Raw genomic sequence first — 16468 nt, forward strand, 5'->3', positions numbered from 1 at the left:
AGCACCTGATGATGACGCTTCAGATTGCTTGTCCTCGAATATGGATAAATGCTCTACTATTCGAGGAGGCAAACATGAAGATTACAAACAAAAGGTTCCCGATCCCGCGTCGTTATATTCTTATTCTTTCGTTTCTTGTTCTCGTTCTAATAAGCGGCTGCAGTGCTTCCGGTACAATTGATAGCAACACGCCAGGATTATTTAATCATTATGTCGTCTATCCGTTCTCTGAGCTGATCCAGCATATCGCCAGCTCGTTCAGCGGCAGCTACGGTATCTCGATCATGCTCCTAACGCTGATCGTTAGGCTTGTCCTTATGCCGCTGATGATTCGTCAGCAGCTTGGCGTACTGAAGCAGCGAGCGAAGCTGAAGAAGCTTGAGCCAGAGCTTGCACAGCTGAATAAAAAGTATAAAGAAAGTAAGGAGCCCGATGCTCTGCGGCAGAAGCAGCAAGAGATGCTGCAGCTGTATCAGCAGCACGGTGTCAACCCTTTTGCCATAGGTTGTCTTCCGCTGCTCATTCAGCTCCCGATCTTGACCGGCTTATATTTTGCGATTCAAATGACACCAGAGCTTACGATGCACTCTTTCCTATGGTTTGAACTAGGCTCCAAGGATCTGATAATGCCATTCGTTGTAGCGGGTGTGTATTGGGGTCAGACGGTGATATCCCAGCGTTTATTACCTACAGCAAGCTCAGGTCCCCAGCAGCCGCTAGCAGCGCTCGTTTATTTATCACCGATCGCGATGGGGTTATTTTCCTTTACTGTACCGGCTGCATTGCCGCTGTATTGGACAACAGGCGCTCTATTTATGATCGGTCAGTCTGCTTTGACCTATCGGTTATTTCGAAGACAGTCGATAGAAGAAGACTTGCTAACGATATCCGCGGACAAGTCCTAATAAACAAAGAAACCTTGGACCGAATGGTCCAAGGTTTCTTGTTGTTCTGCATGCAGCAGAAACCAATTATTAACGGCTGTAGAACTCGACGATTTGTTTCTCGTCGATCTCTTGGGACAGCTCAGCGCGCTCTGGCAGACGAACATATTTTCCTTCCAGTGCTGCTTCGTTGAAGTCCAGGTAGTTCGGAATGTGCGTACGAGCTTCACGAGCTTCTTTGATCGATTTCAGGTTGCGGCTGCGCTCACGCAGACCGATAACTTCGCCAGGGGAAACCGTGTAAGAAGCGATGTCGACTTTCTTGCCGTTAATCGTAACGTGTCCGTGCGATACGAGCTGACGTGCGCCTGCACGGGAGTTCGCAAAGCCAAGACGGTATACGAGGTTGTCCAGGCGGCTTTCAAGCAGGAACATAAAGTTTTCGCCGGAGATACCTTTCATCTTCGAAGCACGGTCGAACAGGTTGCGGAATTGCTTCTCGTTCAAGCCGTACATGTGGCGAAGCTTTTGTTTCTCTTGCAATTGCAAGCCATAACCGCTAATTTTCTTACGAAGGTTAGCGCCGTGTTGGCCTGGAGGGAATGGGCGTTTAGCAAGTTCTTTGCCTGTACCGCTCAGAGAGATACCGAGACGGCGGCTAAGTTTAAATTTAGGACCCGTATAACGTGACATATGTGTGTAACTCCTTCTTCAAATTGGGATTTTGAAAAGGGGGTTGCTGTTTCGCCGGAAACGATCTTCACTTTAAGAGATAGTAACTCTTAAAGATCTGACAAACAAGTTCAGCCGCTGGCTTGTCAGCAATGCGTTCCTAAGGGTGACACAAAAAGCCCCGCCCAATAATCATTAATAAATTTTATAGGATGACGGCATTGGTTGTCAAGAGAATCGCTTGATCAAGAGATGGCATCATAAGGGAGAAAGAGGGTGTCTTCCATAAATCTCCTTGATTCAAAAGACCTATAGAAGTAGTGCATATTTCATGAAAATAAAGTATGATAAAGTCAACTAGATTTATTCGGCAGGATGAATTTTCGACCGATCGGCTATTGTAAGCATTCATTCCTGGTAAGTTGGAAGGATGGTGAGCTACCTATTTATGCGCCAACATATTTTATTGCACACGAACATCTCTAGCTTTCGTTCAGCAGGTGAACAACCGGAGCTGTGGTACGAAGGTCAAGATATTAATAAGAGCGATGTTCCTTATTTAAACGCGCTGCTGAAGGAAAGCTTCAGCGATTGGGTAGCCGATTCAACCGGTCTGCCGCTCCTTGGACAAGCCTCAATATTTTTGTTATCGACAGATGATCAGATCATCATCGATGCTGCAGGGTTAACCTATACGGATGTAGGATATGAGAAGCTCGTCCGGTCGGCTGCCGCCGCCGCATTAGCGGACAACCGTCCTGCTGTGAGCAGGCAGGACGAGGGGGATATGGCTGTTGCTGTGCCGATTATGAGAAGAACTGACGATCGGCTGCCATTTGCCGTACTTGCTGCTGCTGCTTCTCATGTCGACGAATCGCTCGCGGCACAGCTTCGTTCTGCAACGTTCCATTTACGAAGCTGTTTTTATAGAAGATTTGAACGGATGTTTATAGCGGATATTATGCGCCAGCAGCGTCTGTCGGAGACGGAAGCGCATCATCGAGCGTCGCTGTTCGCTGCAGCGAAGAGGTTATACGACGGAATAGACGTCGGTACCGTCTTGTCAGAGATGATGCAAAGCTTAAGCTCCTTATATCCGGAATCGCGCATTCGTCTATATTTGTCTCAAGATCATGTTAACGGAGATAAACGAGTCAAGTCGCTCCAATTCAACCATCCATCTGGTAATTTTGTTGTGAAATCGTTTCTGGAAGCGAAGCCGGCTGTTCGCCAGAGTGACACGGGATGTGTAGATGTCGTTATACCGATGGCGGGTAAGCAGGCGGTATATGGCGTCCTTCGGCTTGTAGTTCGTCAAGAACAGTGGGACGATGCTGATCTTCCAGCGCTCGTGCTGTTTGCAGATACGGCTGGAAATGCATTTGAGCATGCTAAGCTGTACGAGCAGTCGAATCTGCTGATTGCCGAGCTTCGGCTTATTAACGAATTGACGAAGCGTCTTAGCCAATCGCTTAAGCTGAAGGATGTGTTCCACTATACGACGAGCGAACTGCTCCGTATCTATAATGCGGATTGCTGCAGCTTACTGAGTTACGATAAGGAGCAAGATCGTTTCCTCGTCATGTCTAGCAGTCTTCCTTCGTTCGAGAATGAGCAAATTTCATCCGATTATGGATTTACGGGATTGGTCTATCGATCGCAAGAGCCCGTTATCGTCTCGGATTATTGGCAGACCAATTCAATACCGTCTCGATGGATGGAAGAATCTGGATCTCGCTCCCTAATTGCAGCGCCGATTCTTGTCGGCTCGGAGGTGGCTGGCGTCATTCTTGTAGGTCACCGAAGCCCACATTATTTCTCATACGATAACTTTAAGCTTCTACAAGTATTATCGAGTCATATCGGGTTGGCGATGTCGAACGCATCTCTGCATGCTGAAGTGCGCAGGATGGTCATAACCGATCATCTGACCGGATTGAGCGCAAGACATTACTTGAACGATCGGATTGTACGCAAGCAGCGCAAAGACCGATGCGGCTCGCTGATCGTCGTCGATATCGACAAGTTCAAGGAAGTGAACGACAGCCATGGACATCTTGTCGGTGACCGGATATTAATTCAAGTATCTGAGATCATACGGTCAGTTATACGCGATACGGATATCGCAGCGAGGTGGGGCGGTGAGGAAATGGCCGTTTACCTGCCGGAGATTCGCAAGGATCAAGCGTTTCGGGTAGCGGAACGGATTCGGGTGCAGGTCGAAAGTAAGACGAATCCTTCGGTAACGGTATCCTGTGGCGTTTCGGAGTGGACGTTCGAGGATAATCGTATCAGTGTCGAGTCGTTATTTTATCGTGCGGACATGGCATTGTATCAAGCGAAGAAGCTTGGCCGGAATTGTATATCGATCGGTTAAGGACACAAGCATAGTGTCCTTTTTTTATGGTTACATTAGGCTTGAGCAGCCTCTTGAGGCGGAAGCGGAGGTCATCAAGCATGCGTAACCAGTGGATCTTAGATGTGCCTCGTAAGGTTTTAATTTTCATGTTGACAATAACGCTTGGATTGTCCGGCTGCGGCACGGTTTCAGAGTCGATGCCGGCAGACAAATTTTTGTCGCTCTCGCTGTCGGGACTTGCCGGAATTGACCATTATACGTTTGAAGGAAATAGTGGAGTTGGGCTGCCGGTCGGTGTTACGGTTGGATCCGTTTCCTACAAAGGGGAAGTGACGGATCATTCTGAGATGACCGTTCGCATGATAGGAAGTGGAGATGTCGCTGGAGGGGTAAGCGGTGTTGGTACGATGTCGGTGGACGGTCATTGGACACTGCTTACTCGCCGTGGAGCGGACCAATGGCTGCCTGCTCAAACTAAGGATAGGATGAGGCTGCGGGCTTCAACTCCCTCGTGGTCTGTCGGTACATGGGCGGGAATCAACCCTTTAGATAGGCTTGAACGAATGAAGGAAGCAGCCAAAAGCGTCTCCTATGGACCATCGGACGGCAACAGCCGTCATCGGATTGTGCAAATCGTATTAGAGCCATCGGCAGCGAAGCAGGAATGGCGGCATCGTATCGAAGCAGAGTGGAAGGCCATTGCTGGCGGCAAATTATCTCAGACCATGCAGGCAGCTTCAAGCGATAAGGAAGCAGCTTATGTTAAAGCGGAAAGAAAGCTTGCTTCTATGCTGGACTCGCTCCAAGCCGAGACCCGAATGGAATTAACAGCTGATCGACATACAATGAAGCTTATAAAAGTCGTCGAGCATTCTACGCTGCGCTTCGAGGTGAATGGGGAAAGCCGAGAGGAATTTCATTGCGGTGTCGTGACGTTTAAGAGTGATTGAGCATCAGCATCGAAACAAGGCGTGCGAGCCGGTTTACCTGGGTGCACGCCTTAATATTTTAAAGCTATTTCAAGTTCTCTGGGTTCAAGCCTTCCAGCTCTGGTATGACGAAACGGCCGTCTTTGCGGATCAGTCTGTCGTCGAACCAAATCTCACCGCCACCGTACTCTGGACGTTGAATGAGCACCAAATCCCAATGTATGCCCGATACGTTGCCGTTGTATGCTTCATCATAACACTGACCTGGTGTGAAATGAATGCTGCCAGATATCTTCTCGTCGAACAAAATATCTTTCATCGGGTTCAATATGTAAGGGTTAACGCCTATGGCGAATTCGCCGATGTAGCGAGCGCCTTCGTCGGTTTCAAATATTTGATTGATGCGGTCTGTATCATTCGCCGTTGCTTCAACAATTTTGCCATTCTCGAATCGGAGCTTCACATTCTCGAATACATAGCCGTTGTACGGGCTTGGCGTGTTATAGGCAATAACGCCGTTAACGCTGTCTCGCACGGGGGCGGTATAGACCTCGCCGTCTGGCAAATTGCGTTTGCCGCAGCATTTGACCGCCGGTATTTGATGAATGGAGAACGTCAGGTCAGTGTCTCGGCCTGTTAGGCGTACTTTATCGGTCTTGTTCATCAGCTCGACGAGGGCATCCATGGCCTGGCTCATCTTCTCATAATTCATCGTACACACATCAAAATAAAATTGCTCGAACGCATCGGTGCTTACAGAAGCAAGCTGTGACATCGATGGGCTCGGGTAGCGAAGGACGACCCATTTTGTTTTCTTTACTCGAATTGTTGAATGAACCTTATGGCTGTAAATTGTGCTGTACAGCTTCATTTTGTCGTCGGGTACATCAGACAGCTCATAAATGTTGGAGCCGCCGCGGATGCCGATGTATGCCTGCATGTTCAACATCTGAGCCGCATCGTATTCGGCCCATGTGCGGATTTGTTCTTCGGATGCGTTCATCAGCAGCTCTCTCGTTATTTGGTTATCCCGAATATTTACGAACGGTCTGCCGCCTGCGGCGTGGATTTTGCGGACAATCGATTTCACAAGCGCGTTATCGATTCCGAACGCTTCAACAAGCACATTCTCGCCAGGCTGTACAGTCGTTGAATAATTTACAAGCACGTCAGCTAAACGGTCTAATCTTGGGTCTATCATTGCAGTCACCCTTTGCTAATATTTTTGCATATACTGTATTATATTCAATCCGGTCGATTAAAACCAAGCCGGTATAAATTAAATCTTCCTGCGTATTCTATTCACGATGGATGATTGATTTTACCCGAGTAGACAGCTTACAATTGGAAATGAAAAATTAGGCGGAATGGTTCTTTTTTCTCTTGAACGCTGCTGTTTTTCACGGTATGATGAATGTATTGCAGGAAATGGTTACAATTGAATGGTGGAGGGATTGTCATGTCCAACAATGCAGCAATCGTAGAGATTTCCCAAACGGCAAGCCAATTTCGATCTTCGATCGTTCTTCAAGCTGAGAACAAGTATATTGATGTAAAGAGCATCCTTGGACTGTTCACAACGTTACTCGGCGGACATGCATATGAGCTCCATGTACATGGCCCGGATGCTGAAGAAGCGAAGAAAGCGATGGCGGATGTGTTCGCGAAGCACAACTTGAACGTTACCGTTATTTCCGAATAGTGATTACGATCAAGCCCGTATGACGGTCTTTCGAACAAGGCGCCCTTTAAGGGCGCTTTGTTTTGTTTGAACCACTTCATCTAGCGCTGAGCTGTGTGTTGAAATTGTTTCCTCCTTGAACTTCTTGGCTTTTTCGTCTAATATAAAGTAAAAGGATAGAAGACGGCGAGGAAATGCGCACAGGGGGGAAAATGATGTCTTCACCGAATGTGATTGACCACTTGCACCAGAAAGCGCTCTATCTTCTTGAAGAAGATGCAAATAAAATCGAGAAGCTGATTGAAGTTCAAATGGAGAACTTGACGACACGTCAATGCCCTCTGTACGAAGAGGTGTTAGACACTCAGATGTATGGCTTCTCCCGTGAGGTTGATTTTGCGGTGCGCGCCGGGCTTGTAGAAGAATCGGTAGGCCGTAATATCGTCAATAAGCTTGAACGAAACTTAGCGAAGCTTTATGAAGCGTTGAATAACAAGAAGTAGTCCCGAGTACCCGGGACTACTTTTTTTTGAAGCTTCTAGACGAGATAAAATGCAAAGCCGAGAATGACGTACAGCATAAGCAGCAGGACACCCTCGTACCAGTTCGTCGAACCGTCCTTGGATACCGATTTGGCGATAAAGACAGACACCCCGATTGCGGTCAGCTCAATTGGAGAGAATACAATGTCCATAATGGATGATTTGTTAAACAGTGTGCTCACCAGAATAAGAACTGGTGCAACGAATAGAGCAATCTGTAAGCTGCTGCCGATCGCGATCTCAACCGCGGCTCCTATTTTATTCTTCATCGCGAGCATTACTGCCGCGCTGTGCTCCGCAGCGTTGCCGACGATGGCAATGACGAATGCACCGACGAACAGCTCGGACAAGCCAAATTTGTGTGTGAACGTATCAAGCGTATGGACGAGCCATTCGCTAACGAACGCCACCATTGCTGTCGCCACGACAAGCATGACGATGGAGATACCTTTGGACCATGCAGGTTCTTCACCGTGATCGGCGCTCATTTGTTCGTCAGCCAGCATGTCCTTGTGCGTGATCATTGAGAATACAAGCCACAGCAAGTAAGAGACGATTAGAATACAGGCAACGGCGATGCTGAGCAGCTTGTCGTTGTTGTAAGAGAAGTGTTCGATCTTAATGAAGACGGCTGGGACGAACAAGGCGACCACGGCAAGCATCATTAGTGTTCCGTTATGGTCGGCCAGCTTGGCGTTAAAATTTTGCACCTTAAATTTTAGTCCGCCTAGGAGAACGCTTAGTCCTAGCACAAGCAGCAGGTTACCGATTATGGAACCGGTTATGCTCGCTTTTACCATGTCGAATAAGCCTTCTTTGACGAGAAAAATAGCTATAATTAGCTCGGCAGCGTTACCGAAGGTTGCATTCAGAAATCCGCCTAGCCGCTGCCCGGCATAATGCGCGACGCTTTCGGTCGCTTTGCCGAGGAAGCCGGCCACGAATATGATCGCAATAGCTGAGATGATAAATTGAGCGGTCATATTCCAATGTGCGTAGTGGCCGATCGCGCTTAGCGCGAACATAATTGCGAGCCCGCCAAAGAACATTTTTTGCCGCATGTTAAGCACCCCGTTTTACAACATTGTGTGTTAACTGTTCATTACTATACTTCAAAACGGAACGTATGTAAACTTTTCCAAATTCGACGGCATTCGCGGCTTGCTTATACGAGGGTGTTTCGTTACAATAAGTACATATGGTAATTAGGGGAGTGGGCGACATGACTGAACAACTTCAAACCGGACTTATTCGGATATCCGACGACGTTGTCGCTACGATTGCAGGATTGGCGGCATTAGAGACTCCTGGCATTGCAGCAATGTCTGGCGGCATCTCGGAAGGTCTAGCAAAACGGCTTAGCGGCAAGAATGTACAGAAGGGCGTTAGTGTAGAGGTAGGCCAAGTGGAAGCAGCTATCGACCTTCGCATTATTGTGAAATATGGTATTCCGATTCATGAAGTATGCCGTTCACTTCAAATGAATGTACGTGAAGCCGTCGAGAATATGACAGGACTGCACGTCGTAGAAGTGAATGTTAAGGTAGAAGGTGTCGCTTTCAAAGAGGAAGAGTTGCCGGAAGTTGAGACTAACCGTGTAAAATAACGATGTAAGACAGAATAACGCCCCTTCAAGCCAGCATTCAGCTGGTCGAAGGGGCGTTGTTGCTCGTTGCTAGCTTTTGACCGGACGCTCCGTTTTGTAGTACTCACGGGAAATGCTGAGCAGCACACCCATACATAGCAGCATGACGATAATAGACGATCCGCCATAGCTAATGAATGGGAGCGTTACACCCGTAATCGGAATAGCGCCAATGACGCCGCCGATGTTAATGAAGGCTTGAATACCGATCAAACCGATGATGCCGGTACCGACAATCGTGCCGTAGATGTCCGGGCAACGAAGAGCTACAATTAATCCTCTCCACAGAAATAGCAGAAAGACGAGCAGGAAGACGACGCTTCCGATAAAGCCGAACTCCTCGGCAATGATTGCAAAGATAAAATCATTATAAGGGAACGGCAAGTAGTCAAGCTTCTGAACGCTCTGGCCGAAGCCTGCTCCGGCTAATCCGCCGTGGCCCAGCGCGCCGAGCGAACGGACGAGATGGTAGCCGCTTTCCTGCGCATTCTCCAATGGATTCATAAATGCGTTAATCCGGTTCCAGCGATAAGCTGACTTGGTAGGTTCAATTAATGCATCTATCGCTATAGCAAGGCCTGCTACCATCGTCGATACGAAGCCTGCAGAAAAAAGCTGTTTCATGTTAGCTCCACCGCCGACCATCATGATACCGGCCGTTGCGGCAATGATAAGGCAGCCGCCGAGATCGGGCTGTCTCATAATTAAGAAACATACGAGGCCAAGTATAATAAAAACCGGAAGCAAGCCTTTCTTGAAATCCCGGAACGTCTCACCTTTCTTAGCGATCAGACGCCCGAGATAAAGAATAAGTCCAAGCTTGGCAAATTCGGTCGGCTGAATGCCGAAGCCGCCGATATACAGCCAGCTGCGCGCACCATGCACTTCGGTGGCGATGAAGGGCACAACGGCAAGCATTGCGATGGTGCCGACGGAGAACCATGTGAATAGTTTCTTCTGAAACGACAGATAAGGCATGTTCATCAGGATGAACATGCCAGCCATGCCGATGAAGGCGAACATGATCTGACGCTTTGTGAAATAGAGTGCGTCGTATCCGTAACGGGGATCTGAAACCGCTGTGCTTGCGCTGGAACTGAATACCATGACGAGACCGAAGCCGACGAGCAGAAGGATGAGCACCAGCAGCAAAAAATCAGGCCGTCCTCTGGATACGGTTCCCGTCTTTGATTTCATAAGGCAGCCCTTCTACGCAAGCAGTTTGCGAAGCTGCTCAAGACGTTGGGTTGCTATATTTAAAATTTGCTGCGGTACAGTTGATTCATAATCAAGGCCATGCGGGAACGTTGCGCGGCCGAGGTATACCGATTCGATGGCCAGAACGGCGTTCGGATTTTCGAGCTTACCTTCGACAGCGCGAGTGTTGAAGCGTACGAAATAGGTTTCGTGATTCGCGTTGTCTTCGAGCTTCAGATCATATGTAGCGCGTGTATATTCCCACTGCCATCTGATAAATCCAAGCTTTTCTGCAGACTCGTCCAAATGTCCTAAATCACTAGTCATGCCATTCAAACCAGTATTTTCGATAATCATTTGCAGTTGACCTCCTAAAGTTCTCAAAAAAAATTGGTTATTGCCAAGAGGCTTGAGATGTTTAATTGTTTCTATTCTTTACTCATGATAGTATGTTTCCCCTTTACGCGCAAGCCTTGCAGCCTTATATTCCGATTGCAGAGGCACTCTACCTTGTTGAGGCTTATTCTGGTACAATAAGATATTAATTGAATCCGCGAAGGACAGGAGGAACACGGATATGACGGCACGGTGGGATCCAGTTGGACAACTGCAAAGCGCCTATCCGCAAATGGTGGAATGGCGGCGTTATTTGCACCGGTATCCTGAGCTTTCGTTTCAGGAGAAGAACACATCAGCCTGGATCGCCGATAAACTGCGTTCCTTCGGTTGTACAGTAACCGAAGGCATCGGAGGCTACGGTGTTGTAGCTGATCTGGAGGGGAATGGCGAAGGACCATGCATTGCGCTTCGGGCCGATATAGACGCTCTTCCTATACAGGACGCTAAGAATTGCGAGTACTCATCGACCGTGCCTGGTGTCATGCATGCTTGCGGACATGATGGACATACAGCGACACTTCTAGCGGTAGCTCAAGCGTATGCCAATAATCGCAGCAGTTGGAGTGGCAAGCGTCGTCTGCTCTTTCAACCTGCGGAGGAGTTGTGTCCGGGCGGGGCCTGCGCGATGATACGCGACGGTGCGTTGAACGGTGTAGACGCCATATATGGTGTCCATTTATGGACGCCGCTTCCTTATGGAGTAGTCGCTACAAGAGGAGGGGCCTTCATGGCCACGCCTGATGAATTTACGATCGAGATCGTCGGACAAGGCGGGCATGGAGGAATGCCGCATCAGACGATCGATGCTGTCGTTGTAGGCGCTTCGCTCGTCCAATCACTGCAGACGATCGTAAGCCGCAGCATAGACCCGATCGCGCCATCGGTTGTTACGGTAGGTTCCTTCCAGGCTGGTTCGACTGGCAACGTCATTGCAGAGCGTGCAGTGCTTAACGGGACCGTACGTACGTTCACGGTGGCAGTGCGCGAGCGGATTCGAGAAAGAATGGAATCGATAATTGCCCATACGGCTGCTATGTTCGGCGCGGACATCACCCTCGATTACCGGGAAGGCTATCCGGCCGTCACTAACGATGAAGGTGAAGCCGAGAGGTTCGATACCGTTGCTGCCGAATTGTTCGGTCAGCAGGCAGTTCAGCAATCGACATTAATAATGGTTGGCGAAGATTTTTCCTATTATTTACAAGAAGTGAAAGGCTGCTTCATGTTTGTCGGCGCGGGCGGAGGAGACTGCGGAGCCATTTATCCTCATCATCATCCGAAATTTGATATCGATGAGCGAGCAATGCTTGTCTCTGCCAGACTGTTAATCGGTATGGCAGAGCATCGCGCGCAAGAAGAGTAAGCTGAATTTCGTATTCTAAGACGGGCTGTTTCATCGGTCATCTCTGATGACGATGAGACAGCCTTTGTCGTTTATCGGCCGAAGCAGGAATAAAAATCCTCTCTCCTTCGAACAATAATGGGGTATGTGTACGAAAGATGTGAGTGGGAGGGAACGGGCAAGTGCAGTCGAATGGGAAGCCGATAATCGTACTGTCGGATATGACGCTGTTGTTTGATGAACGGATGCCAGGCAGCGAAGAGGTGGGCATGCTGCTGGCCGGTTTCACAGAGCTGGTGAAAAATGCAGGGCCTATGCATACGTACCGGATAACGCCGCTCACGCTGTGGAATGCAGCCTCATTAGGGATGACAAGTGGTCAAGTCATCGAAATTCTTACACGGTTAAGCAAATATGATCTTCCGAGAGGCTTGTCTACATCGCTCAAGCGGCTGATGGACCGATATGGCCGACTGCGGCTCGACCGGTCTGGTGAGACTGGCGTGAAGCATCTCTCATTATCCGGAGATGAAGAGATTATGCGGGAGCTGGATTCCGAGCAGTCGCTGCAAGCGCTGTTAGGTTATCGGCTCGGCAATACGCAATTCCAGCTTAGCCCTGATCGAAGAGGAGCTGTAAAGCAGGAGCTGCTGCGTCTAGGTTATCCCGTAATCGATGCAGCCGGTTATCGGGCTGGCGAATCGCTGAAGCTTGAGCTGCGCAGGCAAACGCTGAGGGGGTCTCTATTTTCCCTTAGAGATTATCAGAAGCAGGCAGTTGATCGGTTTGTTCAAGGGCAATCGCAGACTGCAGGCAGTGGAGTGATCGTTCTCCCGTGTGGTGCGGGCAAGACGTTGGTTGGCATCGGAGTGCTGGCGGCGCTCCAATGCGCAACGCTCATTCTAACCTCCAGTTTAACGTCTGTGCAGCAGTGGCAGTCGGAATTGCTTGATAAGACGACGCTGGACAGGGAATCGATCGGTCAGTACTCCTCATTAGAAAAGCAAGTTAAGCCGGTTACCATTGCTACCTATAACATGCTGGCAACTAGCGGCGGTGAGGATCGGGATTACCGACATATGCGGCTGTTTGGAGAACGGGACTGGGGGCTTATTATTTACGACGAGGTGCATATGCTTCCAGCCCCTGTCTTTCGAATGACAGCGGATTTACAAGCGACCAGAAGGCTCGGACTAACGGCGACCCTTATTCGTGAGGATGGTCGAGAAAGAGATGTTTTTTCATTAATCGGTCCAAAGCTGTATGAGTTGCCTTGGAAGCAGCTGGAGCAGCAAAGTCAAATTGCAGAGCTTCGATGCGAGGAAGTGCGGGTGCCGCTGCCTTCCGAGACAGAACATGATTACTTGGTAAGCGATGTGCGGAAGAGAGTGAGGCTTGCGGCGGAAAATCCGAACAAAATGACGGTTGTCAGGCAGCTGCTTGACCGGCACAAGGATAAGCCCGCGCTTATAATCGGCTCCTATATCAGGCAGCTGAAGGCGCTCGCTTCTGAGATTGGAGCTCCGTTGTTAACTGGAGAGGTGCCGCATGAAGAAAGAGCAAAGCTGTATGAGGCGTTTAGGCGAGGGGAGGAGCGGGTACTCGTCGTTTCGAAAATTGCTAACTTTGCCGTGGATCTTCCGGACGCTGCCGTTGCTGTTCAAGTATCGGGCAGCTTTGGCTCACGTCAGGAGGAAGCGCAGAGGATCGGGAGGCTGCTGCGTCCGAAGCAGGAGCATAACAGCGCCGTGTTTTATACGGTCGTATCCGATGGAACAATGGAGGTCGATTATGCCATGAAGCGGCAGCGATTTATGACGGAGCAAGGATATCGTTATGGTTTGACGACCATCAACGTTCAGGGAGGCAAGCGGTGATGAGGCTGCGCGAGGTGTTAGATCGACTTCCATCAGGAATGGCTGAACGGCTGCAATCCACTGTTGTATGGAAACCGTCTGCTGAGGCTTGGCCGCAGGCAGCTCTTCAGCCGGCCGAGCTTGCTTTAACGATGAGTCGTATATCGCAATGGGGACGGAAATTGCTTAAACATTGGATTCGCGTAATCGGGCCGCTTCCGATTCAGGAAGAAGCTCTAATTGCTCGAAGCATAGAGGAGGTCGGGCTTGCCGGAGCGGAAATGAGAGCCGCTGTTCAAGAGCTGTGCGCCTGCGGAATTGTTTTTGCAGTCCGCAAATGCTGGGGAGAGCGGATATTATTCATGCCGGAAGATTGCTATCTGGCATGGCGGCTGTCGATTGACGAAGGAGATTTATGGGCAGAGTTGACTCGTACATTAACTGGACCGATAACCAGAAATTCAATAGTGAAAGGGCAAGTATCCGTTGGTATAGAAGAATCAGCATCCGTAATTCACCAGCCAAATACCGTAACAGTCGTGCCGCTCGCTAGACGGCTGACGAGGGCTTTAGCTGCATTGGATCGGCTAGGACTCACTCTTACCGCCAAAGGGTGGTTTCCGAAGAAGACTGTCGATACCGTTACGCGCTTAGTCGCCTTACCGACTTCAGGACTGGTAGCCCGGCTTCGCCCCGTTCATGAGCATATTTATCCTGTTCCGTTCGCAATGGCGCTTGATATCGCATTCAAGCTGGGACTTCTACACATTCAAGATGGAATCTATAACTGGTCGGTATCGGCAAGAAACGATTGGCTAAGCGGTGACGAGCGCGTACGTGAGGCCGAGCTGGTACAGCTAGTGACAATGCTGTACGGCTGCCGTAGCTCACAGGAGGCTTTCTTCGCAGCAGGCTTGCTGAAGCTTGACCCGAACTGTACCTACCGGGCTCAGGCTGAATCGGAGCCACATCTATTGCTATTGGATTGGATCGCTTTTTTGCAAGCTTGCGGTTGGGTACACTATGACGATTGTATGGATGGGGGCTTCACGTTCCGTTGGTTGATCGATCCGCTGGCCGACAGATCGGCGAACAGTAAAGGACTCGATGCAGTTGAATCGGTCATCGTCCTTCCTGACGGCGATTTAATCGTGCCGCCTTATGCGGGCCTAGATGTGCGTTGGAAGCTTGAGCAGATCGCACAGTTGGTTCGGGAGGATGTAGTTGCGATATACCGGATCACGTCAGAATCAGTCGCGTCCGCGGTTCAGCATGGTATCGATTCAGAAGAGCTTCTAAGGAGTGTTCAAGCAGCGGCTGGCGGTGTGGAGCTGCCGATTGAATTGGTTCATGCCATAAAGCATTGGGCTGCTGGCGCCTGTCGGACTTCAATAGATGAGGTCACTCTGCTTCGCTGTGACAGTAAGGAAATTGCAGATGCCATTGCGGTTCGCTCGGAGCTGCAAGAATGGCTCGTTGAACGGCTCGGCGATCATACATTTCTCGTTCGTTCCGAAGGAGCATCAAGGCTGTGCAAGGAGCTTGAACGTGCGGGATGGCCGCCCCTGCAGCATGGACGAGGCAGCTGGTACAAATCAGAGGAGAACACAGCGGCTGAATCTGTTATATCCGGGAAAAAACGCATTGCTGCACAGCGATTTCAGCCGGGGCAGCTGCCTTCATCCTTTATTTACAATGAGCAGGCCTTGGACCGTTTGGAGCTGCTGCCGCCGGTAATGGACAGCGAGGATGTGGCGGGCGATAATATTCCGTCCGGATGGCCTGCAGCATGGACGAGGCAGCTTCGCAGCTATCACCCTTCCATCCGCAAACAAATGATCGAAGAGGCATTAGCTTGGGGAGTGCCGGTGCAGCTTATTACTGGAGGTCAGTCGATCGAGCTGATCCCGCAGCGGCTTAATGAGGGGACGAAGTCATGGCAGGTATCCGGCTACATCCGCCGGGAGAATGCGAATGCAATTGAGCCAGTGTGTCTTACGCCGGAAATGTGGGAGGAGATGCGTATTGTGATTCCTTCGCCTACGCCTTATGATCGCGGCTTGTGAAGCCGGCTCTATCGAAATGTTAGCTAAGATGGTATAGTAAAGAAGAAACGAACTATATTTAGTAAGGAAGATGGTGAACGGATGCCGCAAGTAGAAGAACAGCTCGAGCTGGGCGATGTCATTTCGGACGATTACGTCGATATTATGGGTGAGCTGGATACGACGGAATTGATGGTGAAAGCATACGAGCTCGGAGAATTAATTAATCATTCGGCTGAAGTCGCCGATTATTTATATTGGAAGTCGGTTGTGGACTCTGATGCGGATGTACAGGCTGTAGTGAAGCAATTCGCGAAAGCAAGGGAGCAATTTCAGGAATGTGAGCGTTTCGGTCGGTTTCATCCCGATTACAATGCTGCGAAGGACCGAATGAAGGAAGTACAGGCGCAGCTCGATACGTTCGAAAGCGTGAAGAGATTCAAAGCAGCGGAGCAGGTGGTAGACTCGCTGCTGTACGATGTTTCCCGTCTGATTGCCGATGCGGTATCGGAGACGGTAAAAGTGCCGGGCAACGATCCGAATCCTAAAGGAGGGGGTTGCGGCGGCGGCGGATCATGCGGCTGCGGAAGCGGTGGCTGCGGTTAAGAGTACGGCAAGTTTGTCATGTGAAGGGGAGTGAAGGTCGTCATGTTGTCGGAGCGTACTGGCTTTATCGTTTGGGTATCGGATTTGAGGGCGGCTCGAGCTTTAGATAAATACGGAACGGTTCATTACATGTCTCGGAGGATGCATTACGTTGTATTTTATGTCGATGCTGACCGTGCTGAAGATACGTCACGGAATGTTGCGAGGCTGCCATTCGTACGAAAGATCGAACGTTCTTACCGTAACGAATTAAAGACGGAATACACGAAAAATGTACCAGACAAAACACGATTTTACAGTTTATAATGCCT

16 protein-coding genes are annotated in these 16468 nt (G+C 49.6%); 11 read left to right on the top strand and 5 right to left on the bottom strand.

Annotation, left to right across the window (positions count from 1 at the left end):
* Nucleotides 1-74 precede the first annotated feature (74 nt).
* The gene (gene yidC, locus PXY01_RS05665; RefSeq protein ID WP_127568193.1) at nt 75-905 is read left to right on the top strand and encodes a membrane protein insertase YidC; all 831 of its coding nucleotides are present in this window, start codon (nt 75-77) and stop codon (nt 903-905) included.
* Nucleotides 906-974: 69 nt separating this feature from the next.
* Here yidC and rpsD read toward each other — a convergent pair whose 3' ends face one another.
* The gene (rpsD, locus tag PXY01_RS05670; protein ID WP_127568195.1) at nt 975-1577 is read right to left on the bottom strand and encodes a 30S ribosomal protein S4; all 603 of its coding nucleotides are present in this window, start codon (nt 1575-1577) and stop codon (nt 975-977) included.
* Nucleotides 1578-2004: 427 nt separating this feature from the next.
* Here rpsD and PXY01_RS05675 point away from each other — a divergent pair, with 427 nt between their 5' ends.
* Complete coding sequence (locus PXY01_RS05675; protein ID WP_127568197.1) at nt 2005-3933, top strand: sensor domain-containing diguanylate cyclase; 1929 nt, start codon at nt 2005-2007, stop codon at nt 3931-3933.
* Nucleotides 3934-4013: 80 nt separating this feature from the next.
* Nucleotides 4014-4865, top strand: a complete 852-nt coding sequence (locus PXY01_RS05680) for a hypothetical protein (RefSeq protein ID WP_127568199.1) — start codon at nt 4014-4016, stop codon at nt 4863-4865.
* A 64-nt stretch (nt 4866-4929) separates the two neighbouring features.
* Here PXY01_RS05680 and PXY01_RS05685 read toward each other — a convergent pair whose 3' ends face one another.
* Entirely contained in the window at nt 4930-6045 is a 1116-nt protein-coding gene (locus PXY01_RS05685; protein ID WP_127568201.1) for an aminopeptidase, read from the bottom strand.
* A gap of 258 nt (nt 6046-6303) precedes the next feature.
* On the opposite strand from PXY01_RS05685, the gene PXY01_RS05690 reads away from it, so the two are divergent.
* Complete coding sequence (locus PXY01_RS05690; protein ID WP_127568203.1) at nt 6304-6546, top strand: HPr family phosphocarrier protein; 243 nt, start codon at nt 6304-6306, stop codon at nt 6544-6546.
* Nucleotides 6547-6740: 194 nt separating this feature from the next.
* Entirely contained in the window at nt 6741-7028 is a 288-nt protein-coding gene (locus tag PXY01_RS05695) for an Fpa/YlaN family protein (RefSeq protein WP_127568798.1), read from the top strand.
* A gap of 35 nt (nt 7029-7063) precedes the next feature.
* Here the strand turns inward: PXY01_RS05695 and cax are convergent, their stop codons facing one another.
* Nucleotides 7064-8128 (bottom strand): calcium/proton exchanger, encoded by a 1065-nt coding sequence (gene cax, locus PXY01_RS05700; RefSeq protein WP_127568205.1) that lies wholly within the window; start codon nt 8126-8128, stop codon nt 7064-7066.
* Nucleotides 8129-8289: 161 nt separating this feature from the next.
* Here cax and PXY01_RS05705 point away from each other — a divergent pair, with 161 nt between their 5' ends.
* Nucleotides 8290-8673 (top strand): Asp23/Gls24 family envelope stress response protein, encoded by a 384-nt coding sequence (locus PXY01_RS05705; protein ID WP_127568207.1) that lies wholly within the window; start codon nt 8290-8292, stop codon nt 8671-8673.
* Between the two features lie 69 nt (nt 8674-8742).
* On the opposite strand, the gene ftsW is transcribed toward PXY01_RS05705, so the two are convergent.
* Together ftsW and PXY01_RS05715 are read right to left on the bottom strand one after the other, a co-directional pair.
* Nucleotides 8743-9909 (bottom strand): putative lipid II flippase FtsW, encoded by a 1167-nt coding sequence (gene ftsW / locus PXY01_RS05710; RefSeq protein ID WP_127568209.1) that lies wholly within the window; start codon nt 9907-9909, stop codon nt 8743-8745.
* A gap of 12 nt (nt 9910-9921) precedes the next feature.
* Entirely contained in the window at nt 9922-10266 is a 345-nt protein-coding gene (locus tag PXY01_RS05715) for a YugN family protein (protein WP_127568211.1), read from the bottom strand.
* A 220-nt stretch (nt 10267-10486) separates the two neighbouring features.
* Between PXY01_RS05715 and PXY01_RS05720 the strand changes: the two genes are divergently transcribed.
* From PXY01_RS05720 to PXY01_RS05740, 5 genes are all read left to right on the top strand, one after another.
* The gene (locus tag PXY01_RS05720; protein WP_127568213.1) at nt 10487-11671 is read left to right on the top strand and encodes a M20 metallopeptidase family protein; all 1185 of its coding nucleotides are present in this window, start codon (nt 10487-10489) and stop codon (nt 11669-11671) included.
* A gap of 161 nt (nt 11672-11832) precedes the next feature.
* Nucleotides 11833-13527: a DNA repair helicase XPB gene (locus PXY01_RS05725; protein ID WP_127568215.1), complete on the top strand. Its 1695-nt coding sequence runs from the start codon at nt 11833-11835 to the stop codon at nt 13525-13527.
* Complete coding sequence (locus PXY01_RS05730; protein WP_127568217.1) at nt 13527-15572, top strand: helicase-associated domain-containing protein; 2046 nt, start codon at nt 13527-13529, stop codon at nt 15570-15572. The genes PXY01_RS05725 and PXY01_RS05730 overlap by 1 nt, the downstream gene beginning before the upstream one ends.
* 144 nt (nt 15573-15716) lie before the next feature.
* The gene (locus PXY01_RS05735) at nt 15717-16157 is read left to right on the top strand and encodes a YlbF/YmcA family competence regulator (protein WP_373864280.1); all 441 of its coding nucleotides are present in this window, start codon (nt 15717-15719) and stop codon (nt 16155-16157) included.
* 42 nt (nt 16158-16199) lie between these two features.
* Nucleotides 16200-16463, top strand: coding sequence for a YlbG family protein (locus tag PXY01_RS05740; protein WP_127568800.1), 264 nt, complete (start codon nt 16200-16202; stop codon nt 16461-16463).
* Nucleotides 16464-16468: the final 5 nt, after the last annotated feature.

This window comes from Paenibacillus xylaniclasticus (genome assembly GCF_004001065.1).
GTDB lineage: Bacteria > Bacillota > Bacilli > Paenibacillales > Paenibacillaceae > Paenibacillus_T > Paenibacillus_T xylaniclasticus.

Excerpts from the sequence above, each read along its gene's own strand:
- yidC (WP_127568193.1), top strand. The coding sequence starts at position 75 with ATGAAGATTACAAACAAAAGGTTCCCGATCCCGCGTCGTTATATTCTT.
- rpsD (WP_127568195.1), bottom strand. The coding sequence starts at position 1,577 with ATGTCACGTTATACGGGTCCTAAATTTAAACTTAGCCGCCGTCTCGGT.
- PXY01_RS05675 (WP_127568197.1), top strand. The coding sequence starts at position 2,005 with ATGCGCCAACATATTTTATTGCACACGAACATCTCTAGCTTTCGTTCA.
- PXY01_RS05680 (WP_127568199.1), top strand. The coding sequence starts at position 4,014 with ATGCGTAACCAGTGGATCTTAGATGTGCCTCGTAAGGTTTTAATTTTC.
- PXY01_RS05685 (WP_127568201.1), bottom strand. The coding sequence starts at position 6,045 with ATGATAGACCCAAGATTAGACCGTTTAGCTGACGTGCTTGTAAATTAT.
- PXY01_RS05690 (WP_127568203.1), top strand. The coding sequence starts at position 6,304 with ATGTCCAACAATGCAGCAATCGTAGAGATTTCCCAAACGGCAAGCCAA.
- PXY01_RS05695 (WP_127568798.1), top strand. The coding sequence starts at position 6,741 with ATGTCTTCACCGAATGTGATTGACCACTTGCACCAGAAAGCGCTCTAT.
- cax (WP_127568205.1), bottom strand. The coding sequence starts at position 8,128 with ATGCGGCAAAAAATGTTCTTTGGCGGGCTCGCAATTATGTTCGCGCTA.
- PXY01_RS05705 (WP_127568207.1), top strand. The coding sequence starts at position 8,290 with ATGACTGAACAACTTCAAACCGGACTTATTCGGATATCCGACGACGTT.
- ftsW (WP_127568209.1), bottom strand. The coding sequence starts at position 9,909 with ATGAAATCAAAGACGGGAACCGTATCCAGAGGACGGCCTGATTTTTTG.
- PXY01_RS05715 (WP_127568211.1), bottom strand. The coding sequence starts at position 10,266 with ATGATTATCGAAAATACTGGTTTGAATGGCATGACTAGTGATTTAGGA.
- PXY01_RS05720 (WP_127568213.1), top strand. The coding sequence starts at position 10,487 with ATGACGGCACGGTGGGATCCAGTTGGACAACTGCAAAGCGCCTATCCG.
- PXY01_RS05730 (WP_127568217.1), top strand. The coding sequence starts at position 13,527 with ATGAGGCTGCGCGAGGTGTTAGATCGACTTCCATCAGGAATGGCTGAA.
- PXY01_RS05735 (WP_373864280.1), top strand. The coding sequence starts at position 15,717 with ATGGGTGAGCTGGATACGACGGAATTGATGGTGAAAGCATACGAGCTC.
- PXY01_RS05740 (WP_127568800.1), top strand. The coding sequence starts at position 16,200 with ATGTTGTCGGAGCGTACTGGCTTTATCGTTTGGGTATCGGATTTGAGG.